Below are 15,774 nucleotides of genomic sequence, written 5' to 3' on the forward strand. Positions count from 1 at the left end.
TTTCAGATATTTCTAATCATCATTGATCGATACCGGGGCTGCGTGGATCCAGAGCTTCGTTTCCGGCCCTGGATGACAGTCTTTTCGACGCCGCAGCGAATCTTCCACCTCCGCAGGCTTCCACGAGACCCTTCATCTCGAGGTTGAGAAGGATCGGCAGGATGGAATTCGCTGAAATATGACAGATTCGTATGAGTTCATCAACATGTTTCGGGTCGACTCCGATGAAGGAAAGGACAGTCTTTTCATCACCCGTCAGGGAAGGCATTACTTCGCACAGGCATTCTCCGGTATTGTTCGATCGATCCACCGAACGATCGAAAGGCAGTATTGCATTGCGTGGAATCGCGGCGAGTATATCATCTATCGATTCGACAAGGCACGCGCCATCCCTTATCAGTCTGTGCGGACCTTCGCTACCATCTTCGCCCGCCGGACCTGGAACGGCGAAGACTTCCCTGCCCTGACCCGCCGCCCAGCGGGCCGTGTTCATCGCGCCGCTTCTGATCCTGCCTTCAACTACGAGTATCCCGACAGAGATCCCGCTCATGATCCTGTTTCGCCTGGGAAAATTAAATTTCAGAGGAGGAGTGCCGGGAAGAAATTCGGAAATAATGATCCCGTTCGAGATGATCTCGATCGAAAGAGAGAGGTTTTCCGGCGGGTAAGGAACATCGATTCCGCATCCGATAACACCGCATGTCTTTCCCCCGCTTTCGAGCGCTCCCGAATGAACCATACTGTCGATCCCCCTTGCCATTCCGGAGACGACGGTAAAACCTCTTCTTCCGAGTTCAAAAGCGATATTCTCTGCAAAAAGAAGTCCCCTTCTCGAAGCATTTCTCGAACCGACAACGCAGAACGCGGGAATATCAAGAGATCCCGGATCTCCCGCGTAAAACAGCACGGGAGGAGGATCCGCTATCTCCCTGAGAAGGGAAGGGTATCTTCTGTCCGAGACCGTGATGATCCCGCAGTTGTCCTTTCGCGCGAAACGGAGCTGACGCTCGGCCAAGCTTCGATCTGGGGGAGTCACTTTTCTGCCGAGAAGACGGGATAGCTCTTTGCGGCCCGGCGTACTTCTCAGCATCGATACGATTCGCCTGGCCGGCAATGACCTGTTGAGCCTGGACCATTTAAGGCTGCTGATACCTTTTACGGATAATATCTCGACCCAGGAGAGAAGGTCGTCGGAACCTGTTATCATAGTCACCTCCACATCATCATCACAACCCCGGGATCCGGCCGGAAAGGAACCGTGCGGCGCATTCCAGCCGTCGACCACAACAGATTATTACCATTTTCAGCGGGAAAATACCATCTGAATCTTGCGCTGGATATTTATAAGTGAGTCGATCTCAATGATCAGACAGGCCCGATGGACGACCGGCCCGAATCGATCGGGTGCAGGCCGATCGTGCCGGGCCGGTTTCATATGAGGCCATGACCGGCTTTATTCGATTGAAAATCCCAAATCCCATCCGGGAACGCCCCGATAGCCGGTCACGGTCTCTTAAGAGCCTCCTGTCAGATCTTCTCTTTCTTCATCTCCATCTTCTTCTGGATCTTCTGGAGTACCATCTGTCCGTTCTTGTTCTCGGGATTGATCTGAAGTGATTTCTGGTAATATTTCTTCGCCTTTTCAATATTTCCGGAAGCAAGATACGCTTCTCCGAGAGAATCATAAGTATTCCAGGAATCAGGATATTCTTCCACATTCAGCTTGAATACCCCTATCGCTTCGTCCGGTTTCTCGTGATAGAGGAAGACATAGCCGAGAGTATTGAACTCGCCTTCCTTGAAATAGATGTTTTCCTGCCCATCGGACTTGAGTTTCTGGAAGACCTTTATCCCGTTTTCGAGGCCTTTTTTCTTGATAGCCTTGCCTACGATGGCGGCGGCGGAGTTTTCATCGGCGGATATCTTCTCCCAGGTGCCCATGATCTTTTCCCTCTGGGCCTGCTTTTTCTGCTCCGCGTAGGCTTTTTTCTCTTCCTCGGTCATATTCTTCATCTTCTCCGCTTCGAGCATCTTTTTTTTCTTTTCGATCTCCAGTTTCTTTTCCTTCTCCATCTGTTCGGTCTTTTCTTTTTTCTCTTTTTCAGTCTGCGCGACCGCCTGAGAATTCCACAGGCCCGATGTCGAAAGGGGAACCGTTATCATCAGGACCAGGATAGCGGTGACCACAGCGACTCTGCGGCTACCTCTTTTCCTGTCGATCCTGGTATTGAGGATATTCATCAGCCTCTCCTTAAGGTTTGAGCTCTGGGATATAGTTGACAACTGCCACACCGGCCTTGCCTGGCCACTCAGATCGGAAGCTATTTCCATTAGAAGCTCGGCATAATCTGATGGTTTCGCGCCTGCGCAGAGGACAGCATCATCACAATCCCGTTCACGTTCTATCCTGAGCTGCCTTACCGCGAACAGGATGACCGGATTGAACCAGTAGATCACAGTCACTATCAGCGTAAAGATCTCGATCAGGGCATCCCATCGTTTCACATGGACAAGTTCATGGGAAAGGACAAGCCTGCGATGCGTTTCCGGCCAGTCCCCGGAATCGGCCGGCACTATCACTACGGGATTGAATATACCCGTTGTCATGGCGGCCTTTATCCTTTTTGACTCCAGCAGGCGTACGGTCCGGTTCAGGCCGATTCCTCCGGCGACATCACCGAGGATATCTTTCCAGCCATGGGAGGCTTCAGCGCAATTGAGGACAAAACGGCGCATCGCGACCCATGATACCAGGCACCAGCAGATGTGAATCACCACACCGGCCATCCATACGGCGAAAACCCAGATATACCAGGGAGTACCGGCAAAGATATTTTTCCCCGTGATGCTCTTCTCCGCTGTACCGGCTCCTGGTGTCACGACGGGAGGGCCGGCTGAAGCAGGACCTTCACGGTATTCAAAATCACCGAGGACCCGCGCTGAATTCCAACTGCCCGGTTCAGGCAGTAACGGGAGGTTCCAGACCGGTGTTATAAGTGAAAGAACCGGTAAAAGAACCAGTCCCAGCAGGACCGAGACCCATATCGCGTTTCTCACGAAAGCCGACGAACGACTCAGAACGAGCGTTGCTATCGCGGCTCCGGCACAGATGACCGTCCCCTTGAGCGTAACGTCGATAAACAGCCTCAGCACCTCAGCCCACTGAACCTGTCCCAGCTGGCCCATAATGGTATCGATCATCTTTACCTTCCCTCCTTTCTCGTATTCTTTATCAACTCCAGTATCATTTCTTTATCCGCATCAGTCAGCCTGGCATCAGACCTCTTCAATATCGAGATGACGGCGCTCGCTTCAGAACCTTCAAAAAACGAGTCCATAAGATGATCGAGTGCGTTTTTTCTCGCCTGGCCAAGGGGGATCGTCGGTTTGTAAATGAATTTTCCCTTTACCGTTTCGTGAAAGAGGTAGCCCTTTTCCTCAAGTACTCCGAGCATCGTCCTCACGGTCGCGTTGACGGCATTGCCCGGGAGAATGTCGACGATCTCGGAGGCGCTGGAACTTCCCAGTTTGTAGATGATTTCCATTATCTGTCTTTCTCTCTTAGTCAGCTCACTTATCTTCGGTCCATTCTTCATCCTGCCCTCCCTTTGTATTGTTAATACTCTAACATGTGTATAATTTAACATTATGTCAGGGATGTGTCAATATTTTTTTTGTAACTTCCTTCTTCCCCGCTTCGACGTTAATGGCAGAGACGAGTTCTTCTTTACAGCGAATAGTCATAAGGGAGGTTTCATATGAGGTTTATGTCGATTTTATCGGCGTTTTTAATACTGTTCACGTCGACTTTCGTCCTTGCCTCCGGTCAGGACGCGAGCAGACGGGCGATCGAGAGCGATTATTCAAAATTACTTGTCAGGGTAAAAAGTACCATAACCCTTACTCCCGATCAGGACGCGAATATAAGCGCTCTTTACAGAGAGTATAACAGTTCGAGAAAATCGATCATTGAAAAATACCCGGAGGAAAACGACAACGACAGATTATCCAGACAGATCGAGATCAGAAGACTGAACAGGGATATCGAAACCAGGTTGATCGAGATCCTTGATCCGGAGCAGCTTGAGACCTTCAACGGAATCCGGGAAGAGCATATCGGATCGGCGCGAAGGGAACACCGCGAAAAAATGCGTACCGATGAGATCGATCTGATCATCGAGCGTCTTGAATTGACTGGTGACCAGGAGGAAAAAGTCATCGAGATCCTTGAAAAACGATCGGAGAAGATAAACGCCCTGATGGAGGGAAGAAAGGACAGAGGCCGCGGTGGTTTCGCCGATATGCGAAAGAGGATGGAAATGATCGATTCCGAGATCGAAGAGAGCCTTCGCGCAATACTGAACGACGATCAGATGATCGAATACACTAAGATCCACGAGGAAAGACGGGAAAAAATGCGTTCGACGCGTCCCGGCCCCGGTGGATCAGGAGAGATGAATAAAGACGATGAAAGGAGATTCTGAAAGAAAGATCTGTCGTGAGCTTTAAAGCTTGTACGGCACACTGATATCTGGCATTAATTCAAACAAGAAAGAGGTAAGATAAAATGAATACCGACAACAGCATGAAAAGGAACCCGAAAAGATCCTCCCGCCTGGCCGGAAAGGTCTCCATCACCTTTCTGATCTCGCTTATCATCGCCGGCCTTGCCGGAAACCTGTACGCATCCAGGAGTGGCCGGCAAAGGCACACGATGGAAGAAAGGGAAACGATCCACAGTGAGCACGTCGCCCGTATAATAGAGAGACTCGATTTGACTGAGGATCAGAAAACAAGGATACTTCCTCTTCTTGAAGAAGGCATGGGAATGAGGATGGGAGAACGGTTCGAGCGCAGAGACGGATATCGCCTCTCTGGCAGGTCAGCCCATCGGAAGGTTCGGATGGACTTTCACCGGCACGAAGCTCGCCGGCATGAACTCATGGCGCTTCGTCATCATCGCCAGATGAGCGACCGATGCTGCCAGGACCACTCCATTGACCGTAATCGCGGGGCCGCGCGCAGACCTGATCGTTCTTATCATAACGGCAAAGTATGCGATTCCGGAAAAAACCTCCGTTTCAGGGATGATCGTGGCGTTCGCGGCGGCAATCATGGCCATATCGCCCGGATCGAGGAGATCCTGACCAAAGAGCAGATCGAAAGATTCCACGAGATCCGTATGGAACTTAGAAAAGAATTATTCGATAATGAAGAAAGTGAAGACAGATAGTATCCTGTAACGTGGACTCATTCAGCGCCTGGTGCTATACAGATGACCGACGAACAGTTAAAAGCCGCCGACGGGGATATCATCAGCCAGGTGCTGGGTGGGGACCATGACGCTTTCGGGAGATTGATAGACAGGTACAGTGAAGAGATCCTCAGGATCGTATCAAGAAGAATACCGGCGGAAGACGCCGGAGAGGTAGCTCATGAAGTTTTTATCAGGGCGTTCAGATCGCTTGCCGGATTCAGGGGAGAAAGCCCATTTGGCAACTGGCTCGCCAGGATCGCCGTCCGGAGTTGTCACGATTACTGGCGCGAAAGATACAGATCGAAAGAATCGCCGATGAATACTCTTGAAACCGAACAGAAGGAATGGCTTGACCGTTTCACTTCGGAAACCGCGAAAGATTCTTTCGACAGGGAAGAATCGAAGAAGACAGCCAGAGAGATCCTGATGTGGGCACTTGAAAAGATCGACCCGGACGACAGAGCTGTCCTCGAACTGGTTCATCTTGACGGTTTTTCCGTCAGTGAAGCAGCACTCACGCTTGGCTGGAGCAAAGGCAAAGTGAAGATACGAGCATTCAGATCGAGAAACAGATTAAGGAAATTGCTGGAGAAGGTCATCGATTGACAGGATTTGCAAGGAAGTATCCGATGAGATCCCGAAAAGAAATAATAGACGGAATAGAAAAAGAACTGGCTTCTTCCTGGAAGAGTGGAAAGACGGTCTCTGTCGATCCTCAGTGGAAAAACCGCATAATGAGAGAGATTAGGATATCCGCGGACGAGGCTGGACAGAGATCATTGTTTGAAACCCATGGAAGGTTGATCTGGCGTTTCTCCATGATCGCCACGGGATTGACCCTGTTTTTCCTGATATATGTTTTGTCGAGCGATGTTATGCCGTACAGGGATCTTGCCCTTCTTTTCCTGGAAGACCCCGCAGGTTTTATACTTTCTCCCCCGTTTGTATAGGCCGGAAAGGAAAGATGAGGAATATGAAAAATCTCAAGGTATGGTCGGCGATGGCGCTTATTTTCTTTTCAGGAGCTGTCATAGGGGTGGCTGTTTCCACGTTCGTCATAAAAAAACATGTCATGGGATTCATGGAAGGAGGGCCTCCGAGAGCAAACCGAAGGATCGTAATGGAAGTCACGAGGGACATAGACCTCTCCGACCTTCAGCGAGCGCGGATAGATTCGATCATGAACGATAACAATTCAAGGATCGAAACGATCGCCGGAGAGTTCCGCGAGACAATGGACCAGTTCTTCGAATCGCAGACTTCGCAGATCATGGCTCTTCTAACCGAGGAGCAGCAGAGGGAATTCGACAGAAGATATTCGGAAATCAGGAAGACTATTGAAAAAAGGATCCATCGGCATTCTCCAGCTCACAGGCCAGGAGACAGAAAGATACGCAAGCGGCATCATCCGCGGCAGCCGTCAGACAGCATCTGACGGCGGAATATGATCATCGACCAGTGTATTCCGGTGTCTATTGAAAAAACTCCATTTCAATTTCCCGCCGGCTTGATTATAATCTTTTATTGAATGAATCATCGGCATAATGAAAGGATCCGGTAAGTTCAAATTGACTGTGAAACTGATAATATATCTTCTTTTCATACTCATTACGGTCTCCTCGTGCGGAACCGGGCTTTTAAAACCTGGTATCGATAGCCATGCTTCCCGCCTCGTCGAGATCCCTTCAACCTATGAAGGATCATTGGCAGACAGTTCATCCCCGGCAGATTTTGACAAATGGTGGACCGTTTTTCAGGATCCGGATATCGATACTCTCGTAGAAGACCTGATCGAAAGAAACCTCGATATTCAGGTCGCCAGCGCGGTTATAAAGGAAATGCAGGCGAGATCGTCACAGACCCGCTCGGCGAGATTGCCTTCGGTCTCACTGAACGGAAGTTACCAGCGCCAGTTGACGCCGGAAATATCGACTCCGATGGGGATCTCGGGGGGAGAAGAAACTGACTCGTATAATCTATCCGCCGCGGCTTCGTTCGAACTCGATCTCTGGGGAAAATTATCGATGGCCGATGAAGCCGCCCGCTTCGACCTTCTTTCCTCGATCGAAAACAGAAATATTATTGTGCAGGGGATAATCTCCGAAGCGATATCGATCTATCTCCAGATCGAGGCTCTTGAAAGACGGATCGCCATATCAGAGGAGACTATCTCCAGATATAAGAATAACGTCGAAATAATGACCTATCGTTACAACAAGGGACTGGTATCGACTCTTGAACTTCAGCAGTCGAAGCGCAATCTCGCGAGTGCTGAATCGAACCTGCCACTTCTCAGGCAGGAACTCGGGATCAATCAGCAACGTCTCCGCATCATCACGGGAAAATATCCCGCGACCAGTCCACCGAAGAAACAACCTGAGGATTACTTCAGAACCCTCTCCCCCGTTCCCGAAGGCCTTCCCTCAGACCTTCTTGAGAACAGGCCCGACATCAGAAGCGCAGCGGCGAGGCTTGGAGCGGCTGCCGCCAGAGTAGGCGTCGCCAGGAGCAACCTTCTGCCCAGGATCACCTTCACCGGAAATTACGGTTACGCCAGCGACCAGCTCACAGACCTGACCGGGCCGGGGAACCTCCTCTGGAACATAATCGCTGGTATAACCCAGCCTGTCTTCAGTTCAGGAAGGCTTACCGCTGAAAAAAATGCCGCGTGGGCGAAATATCAGCAGGAATACGTCAGTTACGCTAAAGTGATCCTTAACGCTTTCTCGGAAGTGGAAGCCGCCCTTCTCACTCGGGAGCAGCAGATCAGGAGAAGGGAAAAGGTCATTGTCTTCCTGCGCCAGGCAAGAAGCACTCAGGAAATAGCCGAAAAAAGATATCAGAGAGGGCTCATAAGCTATCTGACCGTACTCGACGCGATGCAGGCAAGGTTCATCGCCGAACAGAGTCTTGTCCTTACCGACCTTGCGATAATGACCAACAGGGTCGCCCTGCATCGAGCACTCGGCGGCAGCTGGCTGGAAGAAAAGGAATGATGATAATGGGTGTTACGAAGAGACTCGGGGACCTCAGGAGATCAAGACCCCGGTTGTTTCAATTTCTCATCTCGATCGTGATCATCGCCGTGGGAGCTTTCATCGTCGTTGTCTTGATGGCCACAAAGACAGAGGTGATAAAACGTAAGTCCAGCATTCCTGTGCCTGTCGTGAACACACTCAGGATCGAACCGGCCGCCAGGAGGATAGTTCTTACGGGAGAAGGGACTGTAAGGCCCCTGAGAATCATAAACCTTGTGCCCCAGGTCAGCGGAAAGATAGTCTCGCTCGATGACAGGTTCGCCGATGGAGGAGAATTTGCCCGGGGAGAACAACTCCTTAAGATCGAGGACACCGATTACAGGCTTGCCGTCAAATCGGCCGAATCAAAGGTCATGGACCTTGAAAGCAGACTCCAGATGGCGATCGAGGAAGCGGCGGCGGCCAGGGAAGAATGGGCGATGAGTAATAATGGAGAGGAAAAACCTCCCCCCCTTGTCGCCAAGGAACCACAACTTGCCGCCTCCAGAGCGGCTCTTTCAGCGGCGGAAGCTGAATACGAAAGAGCAATGTTGAATCTGGAAAGGACATCGATAACCGCTCCTTTCGAGGGAAGAATAAGCGCCAAGAACGCCGACATCGGCCAGTTTGTCTCGCCCGGGCAGGTCCTCGCGACGATATATTCGATCGAGGCTGCCGAGATCACCGTCCCGATGAAAAATGATGATCTGTCATGGTTTTCAGTACCCGGATTCACTACGGAAAATGATCCGGGCAGTTGCGCTACCGTCATCGCCGAAATCGCCGGAATGGAACTTCAGTGGCCTGCCATGGTGATGCGCGCGGAAGGGTTCCTTGATTCGAGAACCAGGATGGTGAACGTGGTCGTCAGGGTCGACAAACCTTACCAGTCTACTCCGCCTCTGGCGATGGGCCTTTTTACGTCGGTAAGGATCGAAGGCAATCTTCTCGAAAATACAACGGTCATTCCCCGCTCGAGCGTACATGAGGACAACACGGTCTGGCTTGTCGATCCGGATGGAAGGCTTAGGTTCCGCAGGGTGGAGATAGCAAGATTCGAGGGAAACGACGCGTGGATAACCTCCGGACTCTCAGCCGGCGAACTCGTCGTGACCTCCGCCGTTAAAGCAGTCACGGACAGCATGAAAGTGAATCTCCGTCCGGTGAAAGGAAAAGACGGAAAATGAACGGACTTATCAGATGGTTCACTGAAAATCACGTCGCGTCCAATCTTCTGATGGTCTTTCTGCTTGTTGCCGGGTTCATGACGGCGCAGACGGTGAAAGTGGAGACTTTCCCCGATTTCTCTCTCGATATCATAAACATATCCGTTGAATATCCGGGAGCTTCCCCGGAAGAAATTGAAGAATCGATCGTCCAGAGGATCGAGGAACGGATCGCCGGACTCGCCGGGATAAAAGAGATTAACTCGACCGCGCAGGAAAGTTACGGATCGGTGAATATCGAGGTCGTCAACGGCTGGGACATAGAGAACCTTGTAAATGACGTCAAATCAGAAGTAGACCGTATCAGGACTTTTCCGGCTGAAGCTGAAAGGCCTGTCGTAAGGCAGATAGTAAGGACAAACCAGGTAATAAACCTCGCCGTGTTCGGCGACGCCGACGAGGCTACGATCAAACACCTGGCGGAAAAGATAAAGGACGATCTGACAGAACTGCCAGGAATCACCCTTGTCGATCTTTTCGGCGTAAAGAAGGGCGAGATCCATATAGATATTTCCGAAAAGGATCTTCGGCGATACCACCTCACTCTCGACCAGGTCGCTGACAGGGTGCGCAAGGCAAGTCTCGATCTGCCGGCGGGATCGATCAAGTCATCCGACGGTACGATAATGATCAGGACCAAGGGAAGACGCTACTACGCGAGTGATTACACTGATATAGCTGTTATTACCGATCCCGACGGCCACAAGGTGACTCTCGGCCAGATAGCTACTCTGACCGACGGGTTTGAGGATATCGATATCCACGTAAAGACAAAGGGAAAACCAGCGGCCTTTATTCAGGTCTACAGAGTCGCCGACCAGAGCGCGCTGAAGGTCGCGAACGAAGTAAAAGAGTACGTGAAGGAGATAGAGGAGGATCTTCCCGAAGGGATCGAGATCGTCTTCTTCGCCGACATGTCGGAGATCCTTAAAAGCAGATTGAACCTTCTGATCAGAAATATGGCCCTCGGTCTCATCCTCGTGATCATCCTTCTCAGCCTCTTCCTCAATCCGAAACTCGCGTTCTGGGTCACGCTGGGGATCCCGATATCTTTCGCCACGGCGTTGTGGCTTCTCCCCCTCTTTAACGTCTCGATCAACCTCATCTCCCTTTTCGCCTTTATACTGATCCTCGGGATAGTGGTCGATGACGCGATAGTGATAGGTGAGAATATCTACAGGAAAAGGGAAAACGGTATCGACGGGATCAAGGGCGCGGTAAGTGGAGCGGCCCAGGTATCTCGCCCCGTCATATTCGCCGTACTTACGACTATCGCGGCATTTTATCCACTACTGATGATACCGGGCGTCCGCGGCAATTTCATGCGGAATATTCCAATTGTCGTCATACTCGTTCTTCTCGGATCTCTCCTTGAATCTCTATTCATACTCCCCGGCCACCTTGCCAGAAGCAGATTCAAAGGTATAAATCATTCAGCCGGAGATAAAAGGACAAAATGGTCAGATCGAAAACTCAAGGAATTCATCAAGGGTCCATACTCACGGGCACTGCGATTCTCCCTGAAGTGGAGATACGCGGTAGTCGCCTCCGGGATCGCGCTGCTTCTCATCACCGCGGGGATATTTCAGAGTGGCAGAATAAAATTCAGCCTCTTTCCAAAGATCGACGCGGATAACCTCGTTTGTTCGGTAGTAATGCCGCCAAGCACCCCCGTGGAAAAGACCGAAGAGGTCCTGGCTCACATAGAGAGATCAGCGATCGAGATGGTCAGGGAGATCGATTCGAAAAGGCCGCCGAACTCGCCTTCGGTGATGGAAGAATATTTTTCACTTATCGGTGTGCATATGGGCGGAGGCGGACCGATGGGAACAAGCACTTCAGGCGGACATCTTGCCCAGGTTCATATACAACTCCTCGAAGGTGAAAAAAGGAAGATCAAAGCATCTCTGCTTGCCAACGAATGGAGGAAGAAGACCGGGCCGATCCCGGAAGCGAGGACTGTCAGTTTTGTCGGGCAGCTCCGCGCGATGGATTCCCCCGTCGAAGTGCACCTTTCATCGAACAATAACCAGAGCCTTCTTGAAGCTGTTGAGGCGATGAAAGACGAACTGAGCCAGTTTCCCGGCCTAATCGATATCAACGATAACTTCCTCCCCGGGAAAGATGAGCTCCAGATGAGGCTCAAACCCTCGGCAAGGGCGCTCGGCCTTTCTCTGAACGACCTTGCCAGGCAGGTGAGAGCCGCTTTTTACGGCTCCGAAGCGTTACGGATCCAGAGAGACAAGGACGAGGTCAAGATCCTGGTGAGATATCCTGATTCCGAGAGAAAGACGCTCGACAATATTGAAAACATGAGGATCAGGACGCCCGACGGTACGGAAATCCCCTTTGCCCAGATCGCCTCCGTGAACATGAAGCAGGGATATGCCGTCATACAGCGTTCCCAGCGAAAACGGGTGATCGCAGTCACCGCGGACGTCGAGGAGGAAATCGCCAACGCCTCGGAGATAAACGCCCGGCTCGAAGAGGAAACTCTTGACCAGCTTTCGAGACGTTTTCCCGATGTCCGGTTTATCATCGAGGGATCAGGAAAAGAGGACAAGGAGTTCATGAGTTCCATCGGGAGGTCTTTCCTTTTCGCTCTGTTTCTGATCTATGCTCTTCTTGCGATTCCCTTCAGGTCATTCTCACAGCCGATCATCGTCATGACGGCGATTCCATTTGGTATTGTTGGGGCGATCATGGGCCACATGCTGATGGGATTCGATATAAGCATGATGAGCATGTTCGGAATAGTCGGTCTTTCGGGAGTCGTGGTCAACGACTCCCTGGTACTTATCGAAGCGACCAACAGGATAAAGGATAGCGGAAAGTCGCACTTCGAAGCGATAACCTCGGCGGGAGCGCTCCGATTCAGGGCGATCATCCTTACATCGATAACGACTTTCGGCGGATTGACTCCCATGCTCATGGAACGCAGCCTCCAGGCAAAGTTCCTGATCCCGATGGCGGCCGGCCTGGGATACGGAGTCCTTTTCGCTACAGGTATAACGTTGATCCTGATACCGTGCCTTTATCTTATACTCGAAGACATCCATATTTTATGGAAGAATCTCAAATCGAGTCTCAGCTGATGAAAGTGAAGAATAACAGGTGATCAACTGGCATCTTAAATGGGCTCTGATATCGCTGATCGCTTCGATCGTGGCCGGGTTCCTTGTCCGGTTCGAATCCACGAGAAGGCTCAAAACCCTGTTCCTTCTATTATCGATCGTCATCCTCGGTTTTTACAACGGCGCCTGCCCCTGCCCGATCCAGAGCCTGATGAATGTGGTCCGGATATCGACAGGCAAAAACGTGAAGTGGCAGAATCTGGTCTTCTTCATCGGCCTGCTACCGGTGACGTGGTTTTTCGGCAGGATCTATTGCGGGTGGATCTGCCATATGGGAGCGCTCCAGGAATTCATATTTCTTCCTTCCCGGTTCAATCTTTTAAGATCATCGCGCGCCCAGAAAATACTCAGATACGCGCGATACGTTTTTCTCGCAGCCCTTGTCTCGTGGGTCGCGGTAAAAAAATTCGCCGTATGGTGTCTTTACGATCCTTTTCGCGTTGCCTTCAAACTGTCGTCTTATAATCTGACAGGCTGGATCCTTCTTGGTCTTCTCCTTCTCAGTTCCCTTTTCATATACCGGCCTTTCTGCAGAGGCTTCTGCCCCATAGGCCTGATCCTGGGGTGGGTGACGAAGATCCCCGGAGCCCGCGTGATCGGACAGAGCAAGGAATGTACGCTTTGTATGGCGTGCGCCAATAAATGCAGGATAGACGCTATCGTTCGAGATGGAAATAGTTTTGTAATGGATAACCAGGAATGCGTCGTCTGTGGAGACTGCCTCGACGCCTGCAGAATAAACGGGCTCGGTCTTTACAGGAAGGACAGGGAACACCCAGGTTCATTTTCCTGCTGAAAAACGGAATCCCTCAATCTTCCCCCATTATCAGGTAATCTCGCATATCGGCCTGGAGCATCCTCTCGATCTCGTCCCTGTTGCTATCATCGGTCTCTGAAAATGTAAATGCGAAGACAATGAATTTTTTAAAATCCGTCTTCCTCACTTCAAGAAGCTTTTTGAAATTGGATAGATATTCATCATATTTTATTCCCTTCACCGAAGAAGGATCAATATCAGCGGGGATCAATCCGATAACCAGGGGAAACACCTTATCCTCCCTTCCCTTGAATATGGCTGGCCAGTCCGGTGTCAGCTGCCTGAAATAATATTCGACCGTGTCTATTCCCCATGCGTGCCACGCTATATCGGTGGCGCACCATCCGGCGAACCTCATCGGATTCGCTTCTATCGGCAGGACTCTATCACCATCGACCCTGAATTCGATATGCATAGGCATATTTCTGAAATCGCCAAGGATGCCGATCTTTTCAAGATGAGGATAAAAGATCCTCGAATATTTCTTTATTATACGCATCGAAGTCAGATAGGTCCTGTCGGTGACATCGGTCTCGTCTATAAAAAGATGATGAAGGATATTGAGGATCACCGGACTGCCTCCCTCATCATAGTATAGATCGACCGCGAACTCGTCTCCGTCGATATGTTCTTCTATGATAAACCTGCCGGTGTCGAGGACTTCGCGGGGATAAAGGCCATCGACTTTCCGTATCTCCGCGCCTATTCGACTGAGAACGAGGGGCCATTGCGCGTCTGAGATCACTTTGTGGACGCCAAGGCTGAAAAACCCTACTACAGGTTTTACTATAAACGGTTTTTTCAGGCCCGATGTGTCAAGGGAAGCGAGAGCTTCAAATGTCAGTTCCCTGAAAAAGAAATCCCTGTACTCACCGGCCAGAAGCCTCCTGAATCTTCCCTTGTCCTTGCATATATCTATCCTCTCGGGGTAACCGGTAAATGCAAGATTGTCCTCGATCCACTTGATCGAATCCTCCGAGTTGGTATAAACGAGGGGGGCTTTCTCCAGTCGCAGTTTCTCGACGATCTGTTCGGTCTCTAGTATCCTGAGATCGTACTTTTCAGAAAGGGATATCGAAAGATCATTTGAAAGGACCGGCAGCTGCAGCCTCTCGGCCGTACCGGCAAGAAGGTCGGATACAAACGGTCTATCAAGAATAATCATAGCTCACCATTTCCGGTTTTCATCGCCTGAAATCATGGATAATATATTCAATTACCTGAAGATTGCGAGAAAAATCGCCCGGCGATAAAAGACTTCCCTGCCTCGCGCACGGGCGGGGCAGGGAAATCTGTCTGGCAAGAGATCGTTCATGGAGGTCAGGTTCTGGCGGCTCCCTGCAGCATATCTCTTATCCCACCTATTGAACTCAGAACGCCAGTCGCTTCGTATGGCAGATATATGACCTTATTGTCCTTGCCGGAGACCATCTCCCTGAGCGTCTCGATATATTTGACCGCTATCAGGTACGTGGATGGATCTCCTCCCGATTGCGCAATTGTCTGTGTTATCTTCCTTATCGCTTCAGCTTCAGCCTCGGCTACTTTCATTCTCGCTTCAGCTTCTCCCTCGGCAATAAGCACCTTTGCTTTTTTCTGGCCTTCAGCTTTGTTTATCTCCGACTCCCTGATCCCTTCGGCGTCGAGAATTCTCGCCCTTTTCATCCCTTCCGCCTCCAGAATGGCGGCACGCCTGTCTCTTTCCGCGCGCATCTGCTTTTCCATCGCTTCTTTGATATCTTTTGGGGGATTGATGTCCTGGAGTTCGACCCGGTTGACCTTCACTCCCCACTTGTCGGTAGCTTCGTCAAGAATATCCTGGAGCTTTCCGTTTATCGTATCTCTCGATGAAAGAGTCTCATCTAGATCGAGTTCTCCAATGACATTTCTCAAGGTCGTCTGGGTCAGTTTCTCGATGGCGTTTGGAAGATTCGATATCTCATAGACCGCCTTGACTGGATCTGTAATCTGAAAATAAAGGAGGGCATTGATCTCTATGACGACGTTATCCTTGGTAATCACGTTCTGCCGCGGAAAATCGTATACTGATTCGCGAAGATCGATCCTCTTGATCTTTCTTCTCCGGACGAGCATCGTTCCGTCGGAGCCTTCCTTTCTGTATACCCATTCTATTTCCCGGGGCTTTTCAAATATCGGCCAGATTATATTGATCCCAGAACCAAGAGTCCTGTGATATTTCCCGAGCCGTTCCACTACGATCGTCTCCGCCTGTTTGACTATCTTGAATCCTCTTGAAGCGAAGACCATCACGAAGACGGCAAGCAGGACCACAACGAACAAGACTTCCATGATTTATCCTCTC

14 protein-coding genes are annotated in these 15,774 nt (G+C 50.6%); 9 read left to right on the top strand and 5 right to left on the bottom strand.

The window, feature by feature from the left end; genetic code table 11:
- Positions 1 to 19 precede the first annotated feature (19 nt).
- The 3 genes from dprA to JW814_08055 all read right to left on the bottom strand — a co-directional run bounded on the left by dprA (position 20) and on the right by JW814_08055 (position 3,596).
- A complete protein-coding gene (gene dprA, locus JW814_08045; GenBank protein MBN2071392.1) occupies positions 20 to 1,207 on the bottom strand; it encodes a DNA-processing protein DprA in 1,188 nt (395 codons plus the stop codon).
- Positions 1,208 to 1,527: 320 nt separating this feature from the next.
- Positions 1,528 to 3,201, bottom strand: a complete 1,674-nt coding sequence (locus JW814_08050; protein ID MBN2071393.1) for a tetratricopeptide repeat protein — start codon at positions 3,199 to 3,201, stop codon at positions 1,528 to 1,530.
- Positions 3,202 to 3,203: 2 nt separating this feature from the next.
- Complete coding sequence (locus tag JW814_08055; GenBank protein MBN2071394.1) at positions 3,204 to 3,596, bottom strand: BlaI/MecI/CopY family transcriptional regulator; 393 nt, start codon at positions 3,594 to 3,596, stop codon at positions 3,204 to 3,206.
- A gap of 162 nt (positions 3,597 to 3,758) precedes the next feature.
- On the opposite strand from JW814_08055, the gene JW814_08060 reads away from it, so the two are divergent.
- From JW814_08060 to JW814_08100, 9 genes are all read left to right on the top strand, one after another.
- Positions 3,759 to 4,484: a hypothetical protein gene (locus JW814_08060; GenBank protein ID MBN2071395.1), complete on the top strand. Its 726-nt coding sequence runs from the start codon at positions 3,759 to 3,761 to the stop codon at positions 4,482 to 4,484.
- An 83-nt stretch (positions 4,485 to 4,567) separates the two neighbouring features.
- Positions 4,568 to 5,233 carry a hypothetical protein gene (locus JW814_08065; GenBank protein MBN2071396.1) on the top strand — a complete coding sequence of 222 codons (666 nt, stop codon included), beginning with the start codon at positions 4,568 to 4,570 and terminating at the stop codon, positions 5,231 to 5,233.
- Between the two features lie 42 nt (positions 5,234 to 5,275).
- Positions 5,276 to 5,863, top strand: a complete 588-nt coding sequence (locus tag JW814_08070) for an RNA polymerase sigma factor (protein ID MBN2071397.1) — start codon at positions 5,276 to 5,278, stop codon at positions 5,861 to 5,863.
- Between the two features lie 23 nt (positions 5,864 to 5,886).
- Entirely contained in the window at positions 5,887 to 6,207 is a 321-nt protein-coding gene (locus JW814_08075) for a hypothetical protein (protein ID MBN2071398.1), read from the top strand.
- A 14-nt stretch (positions 6,208 to 6,221) separates the two neighbouring features.
- Positions 6,222 to 6,692 carry a hypothetical protein gene (locus tag JW814_08080; GenBank protein MBN2071399.1) on the top strand — a complete coding sequence of 157 codons (471 nt, stop codon included), beginning with the start codon at positions 6,222 to 6,224 and terminating at the stop codon, positions 6,690 to 6,692.
- A 133-nt stretch (positions 6,693 to 6,825) separates the two neighbouring features.
- A complete protein-coding gene (locus JW814_08085) occupies positions 6,826 to 8,253 on the top strand; it encodes a TolC family protein (protein MBN2071400.1) in 1,428 nt (475 codons plus the stop codon).
- 5 nt (positions 8,254 to 8,258) lie between these two features.
- Positions 8,259 to 9,461 carry an efflux RND transporter periplasmic adaptor subunit gene (locus tag JW814_08090; GenBank protein ID MBN2071401.1) on the top strand — a complete coding sequence of 401 codons (1,203 nt, stop codon included), beginning with the start codon at positions 8,259 to 8,261 and terminating at the stop codon, positions 9,459 to 9,461.
- Positions 9,458 to 12,595, top strand: a complete 3,138-nt coding sequence (locus JW814_08095) for an efflux RND transporter permease subunit (protein ID MBN2071402.1) — start codon at positions 9,458 to 9,460, stop codon at positions 12,593 to 12,595. The genes JW814_08090 and JW814_08095 overlap by 4 nt, the downstream gene beginning before the upstream one ends.
- Positions 12,596 to 12,614: 19 nt before the next feature.
- Entirely contained in the window at positions 12,615 to 13,430 is an 816-nt protein-coding gene (locus tag JW814_08100; GenBank protein MBN2071403.1) for a 4Fe-4S binding protein, read from the top strand.
- A 13-nt stretch (positions 13,431 to 13,443) separates the two neighbouring features.
- Here JW814_08100 and JW814_08105 read toward each other — a convergent pair whose 3' ends face one another.
- Both JW814_08105 and JW814_08110 read right to left on the bottom strand, forming a co-directional pair.
- A complete protein-coding gene (locus tag JW814_08105; protein MBN2071404.1) occupies positions 13,444 to 14,616 on the bottom strand; it encodes an ATP-grasp domain-containing protein in 1,173 nt (390 codons plus the stop codon).
- 155 nt (positions 14,617 to 14,771) lie between these two features.
- Complete coding sequence (locus JW814_08110; GenBank protein ID MBN2071405.1) at positions 14,772 to 15,761, bottom strand: SPFH/Band 7/PHB domain protein; 990 nt, start codon at positions 15,759 to 15,761, stop codon at positions 14,772 to 14,774.
- Positions 15,762 to 15,774 lie beyond the last annotated feature (13 nt).

The organism is Candidatus Krumholzibacteriota bacterium (assembly GCA_016932415.1).
Classification (GTDB): Bacteria; Krumholzibacteriota; Krumholzibacteriia; order Krumholzibacteriales; family Krumholzibacteriaceae; genus Krumholzibacterium.

Excerpts from the sequence above, each read along its gene's own strand:
- JW814_08070 (MBN2071397.1), top strand. The coding sequence starts at position 5,276 with ATGACCGACGAACAGTTAAAAGCCGCCGACGGGGATATCATCAGCCAG.
- JW814_08055 (MBN2071394.1), bottom strand. The coding sequence starts at position 3,596 with ATGAAGAATGGACCGAAGATAAGTGAGCTGACTAAGAGAGAAAGACAG.
- JW814_08090 (MBN2071401.1), top strand. The coding sequence starts at position 8,259 with ATGGGTGTTACGAAGAGACTCGGGGACCTCAGGAGATCAAGACCCCGG.
- dprA (MBN2071392.1), bottom strand. The coding sequence starts at position 1,207 with ATGATAACAGGTTCCGACGACCTTCTCTCCTGGGTCGAGATATTATCC.
- JW814_08075 (MBN2071398.1), top strand. The coding sequence starts at position 5,887 with ATGAGATCCCGAAAAGAAATAATAGACGGAATAGAAAAAGAACTGGCT.
- JW814_08050 (MBN2071393.1), bottom strand. The coding sequence starts at position 3,201 with ATGATCGATACCATTATGGGCCAGCTGGGACAGGTTCAGTGGGCTGAG.
- JW814_08060 (MBN2071395.1), top strand. The coding sequence starts at position 3,759 with ATGAGGTTTATGTCGATTTTATCGGCGTTTTTAATACTGTTCACGTCG.
- JW814_08105 (MBN2071404.1), bottom strand. The coding sequence starts at position 14,616 with ATGATTATTCTTGATAGACCGTTTGTATCCGACCTTCTTGCCGGTACG.
- JW814_08110 (MBN2071405.1), bottom strand. The coding sequence starts at position 15,761 with ATGGAAGTCTTGTTCGTTGTGGTCCTGCTTGCCGTCTTCGTGATGGTC.
- JW814_08080 (MBN2071399.1), top strand. The coding sequence starts at position 6,222 with ATGAGGAATATGAAAAATCTCAAGGTATGGTCGGCGATGGCGCTTATT.
- JW814_08095 (MBN2071402.1), top strand. The coding sequence starts at position 9,458 with ATGAACGGACTTATCAGATGGTTCACTGAAAATCACGTCGCGTCCAAT.
- JW814_08065 (MBN2071396.1), top strand. The coding sequence starts at position 4,568 with ATGAATACCGACAACAGCATGAAAAGGAACCCGAAAAGATCCTCCCGC.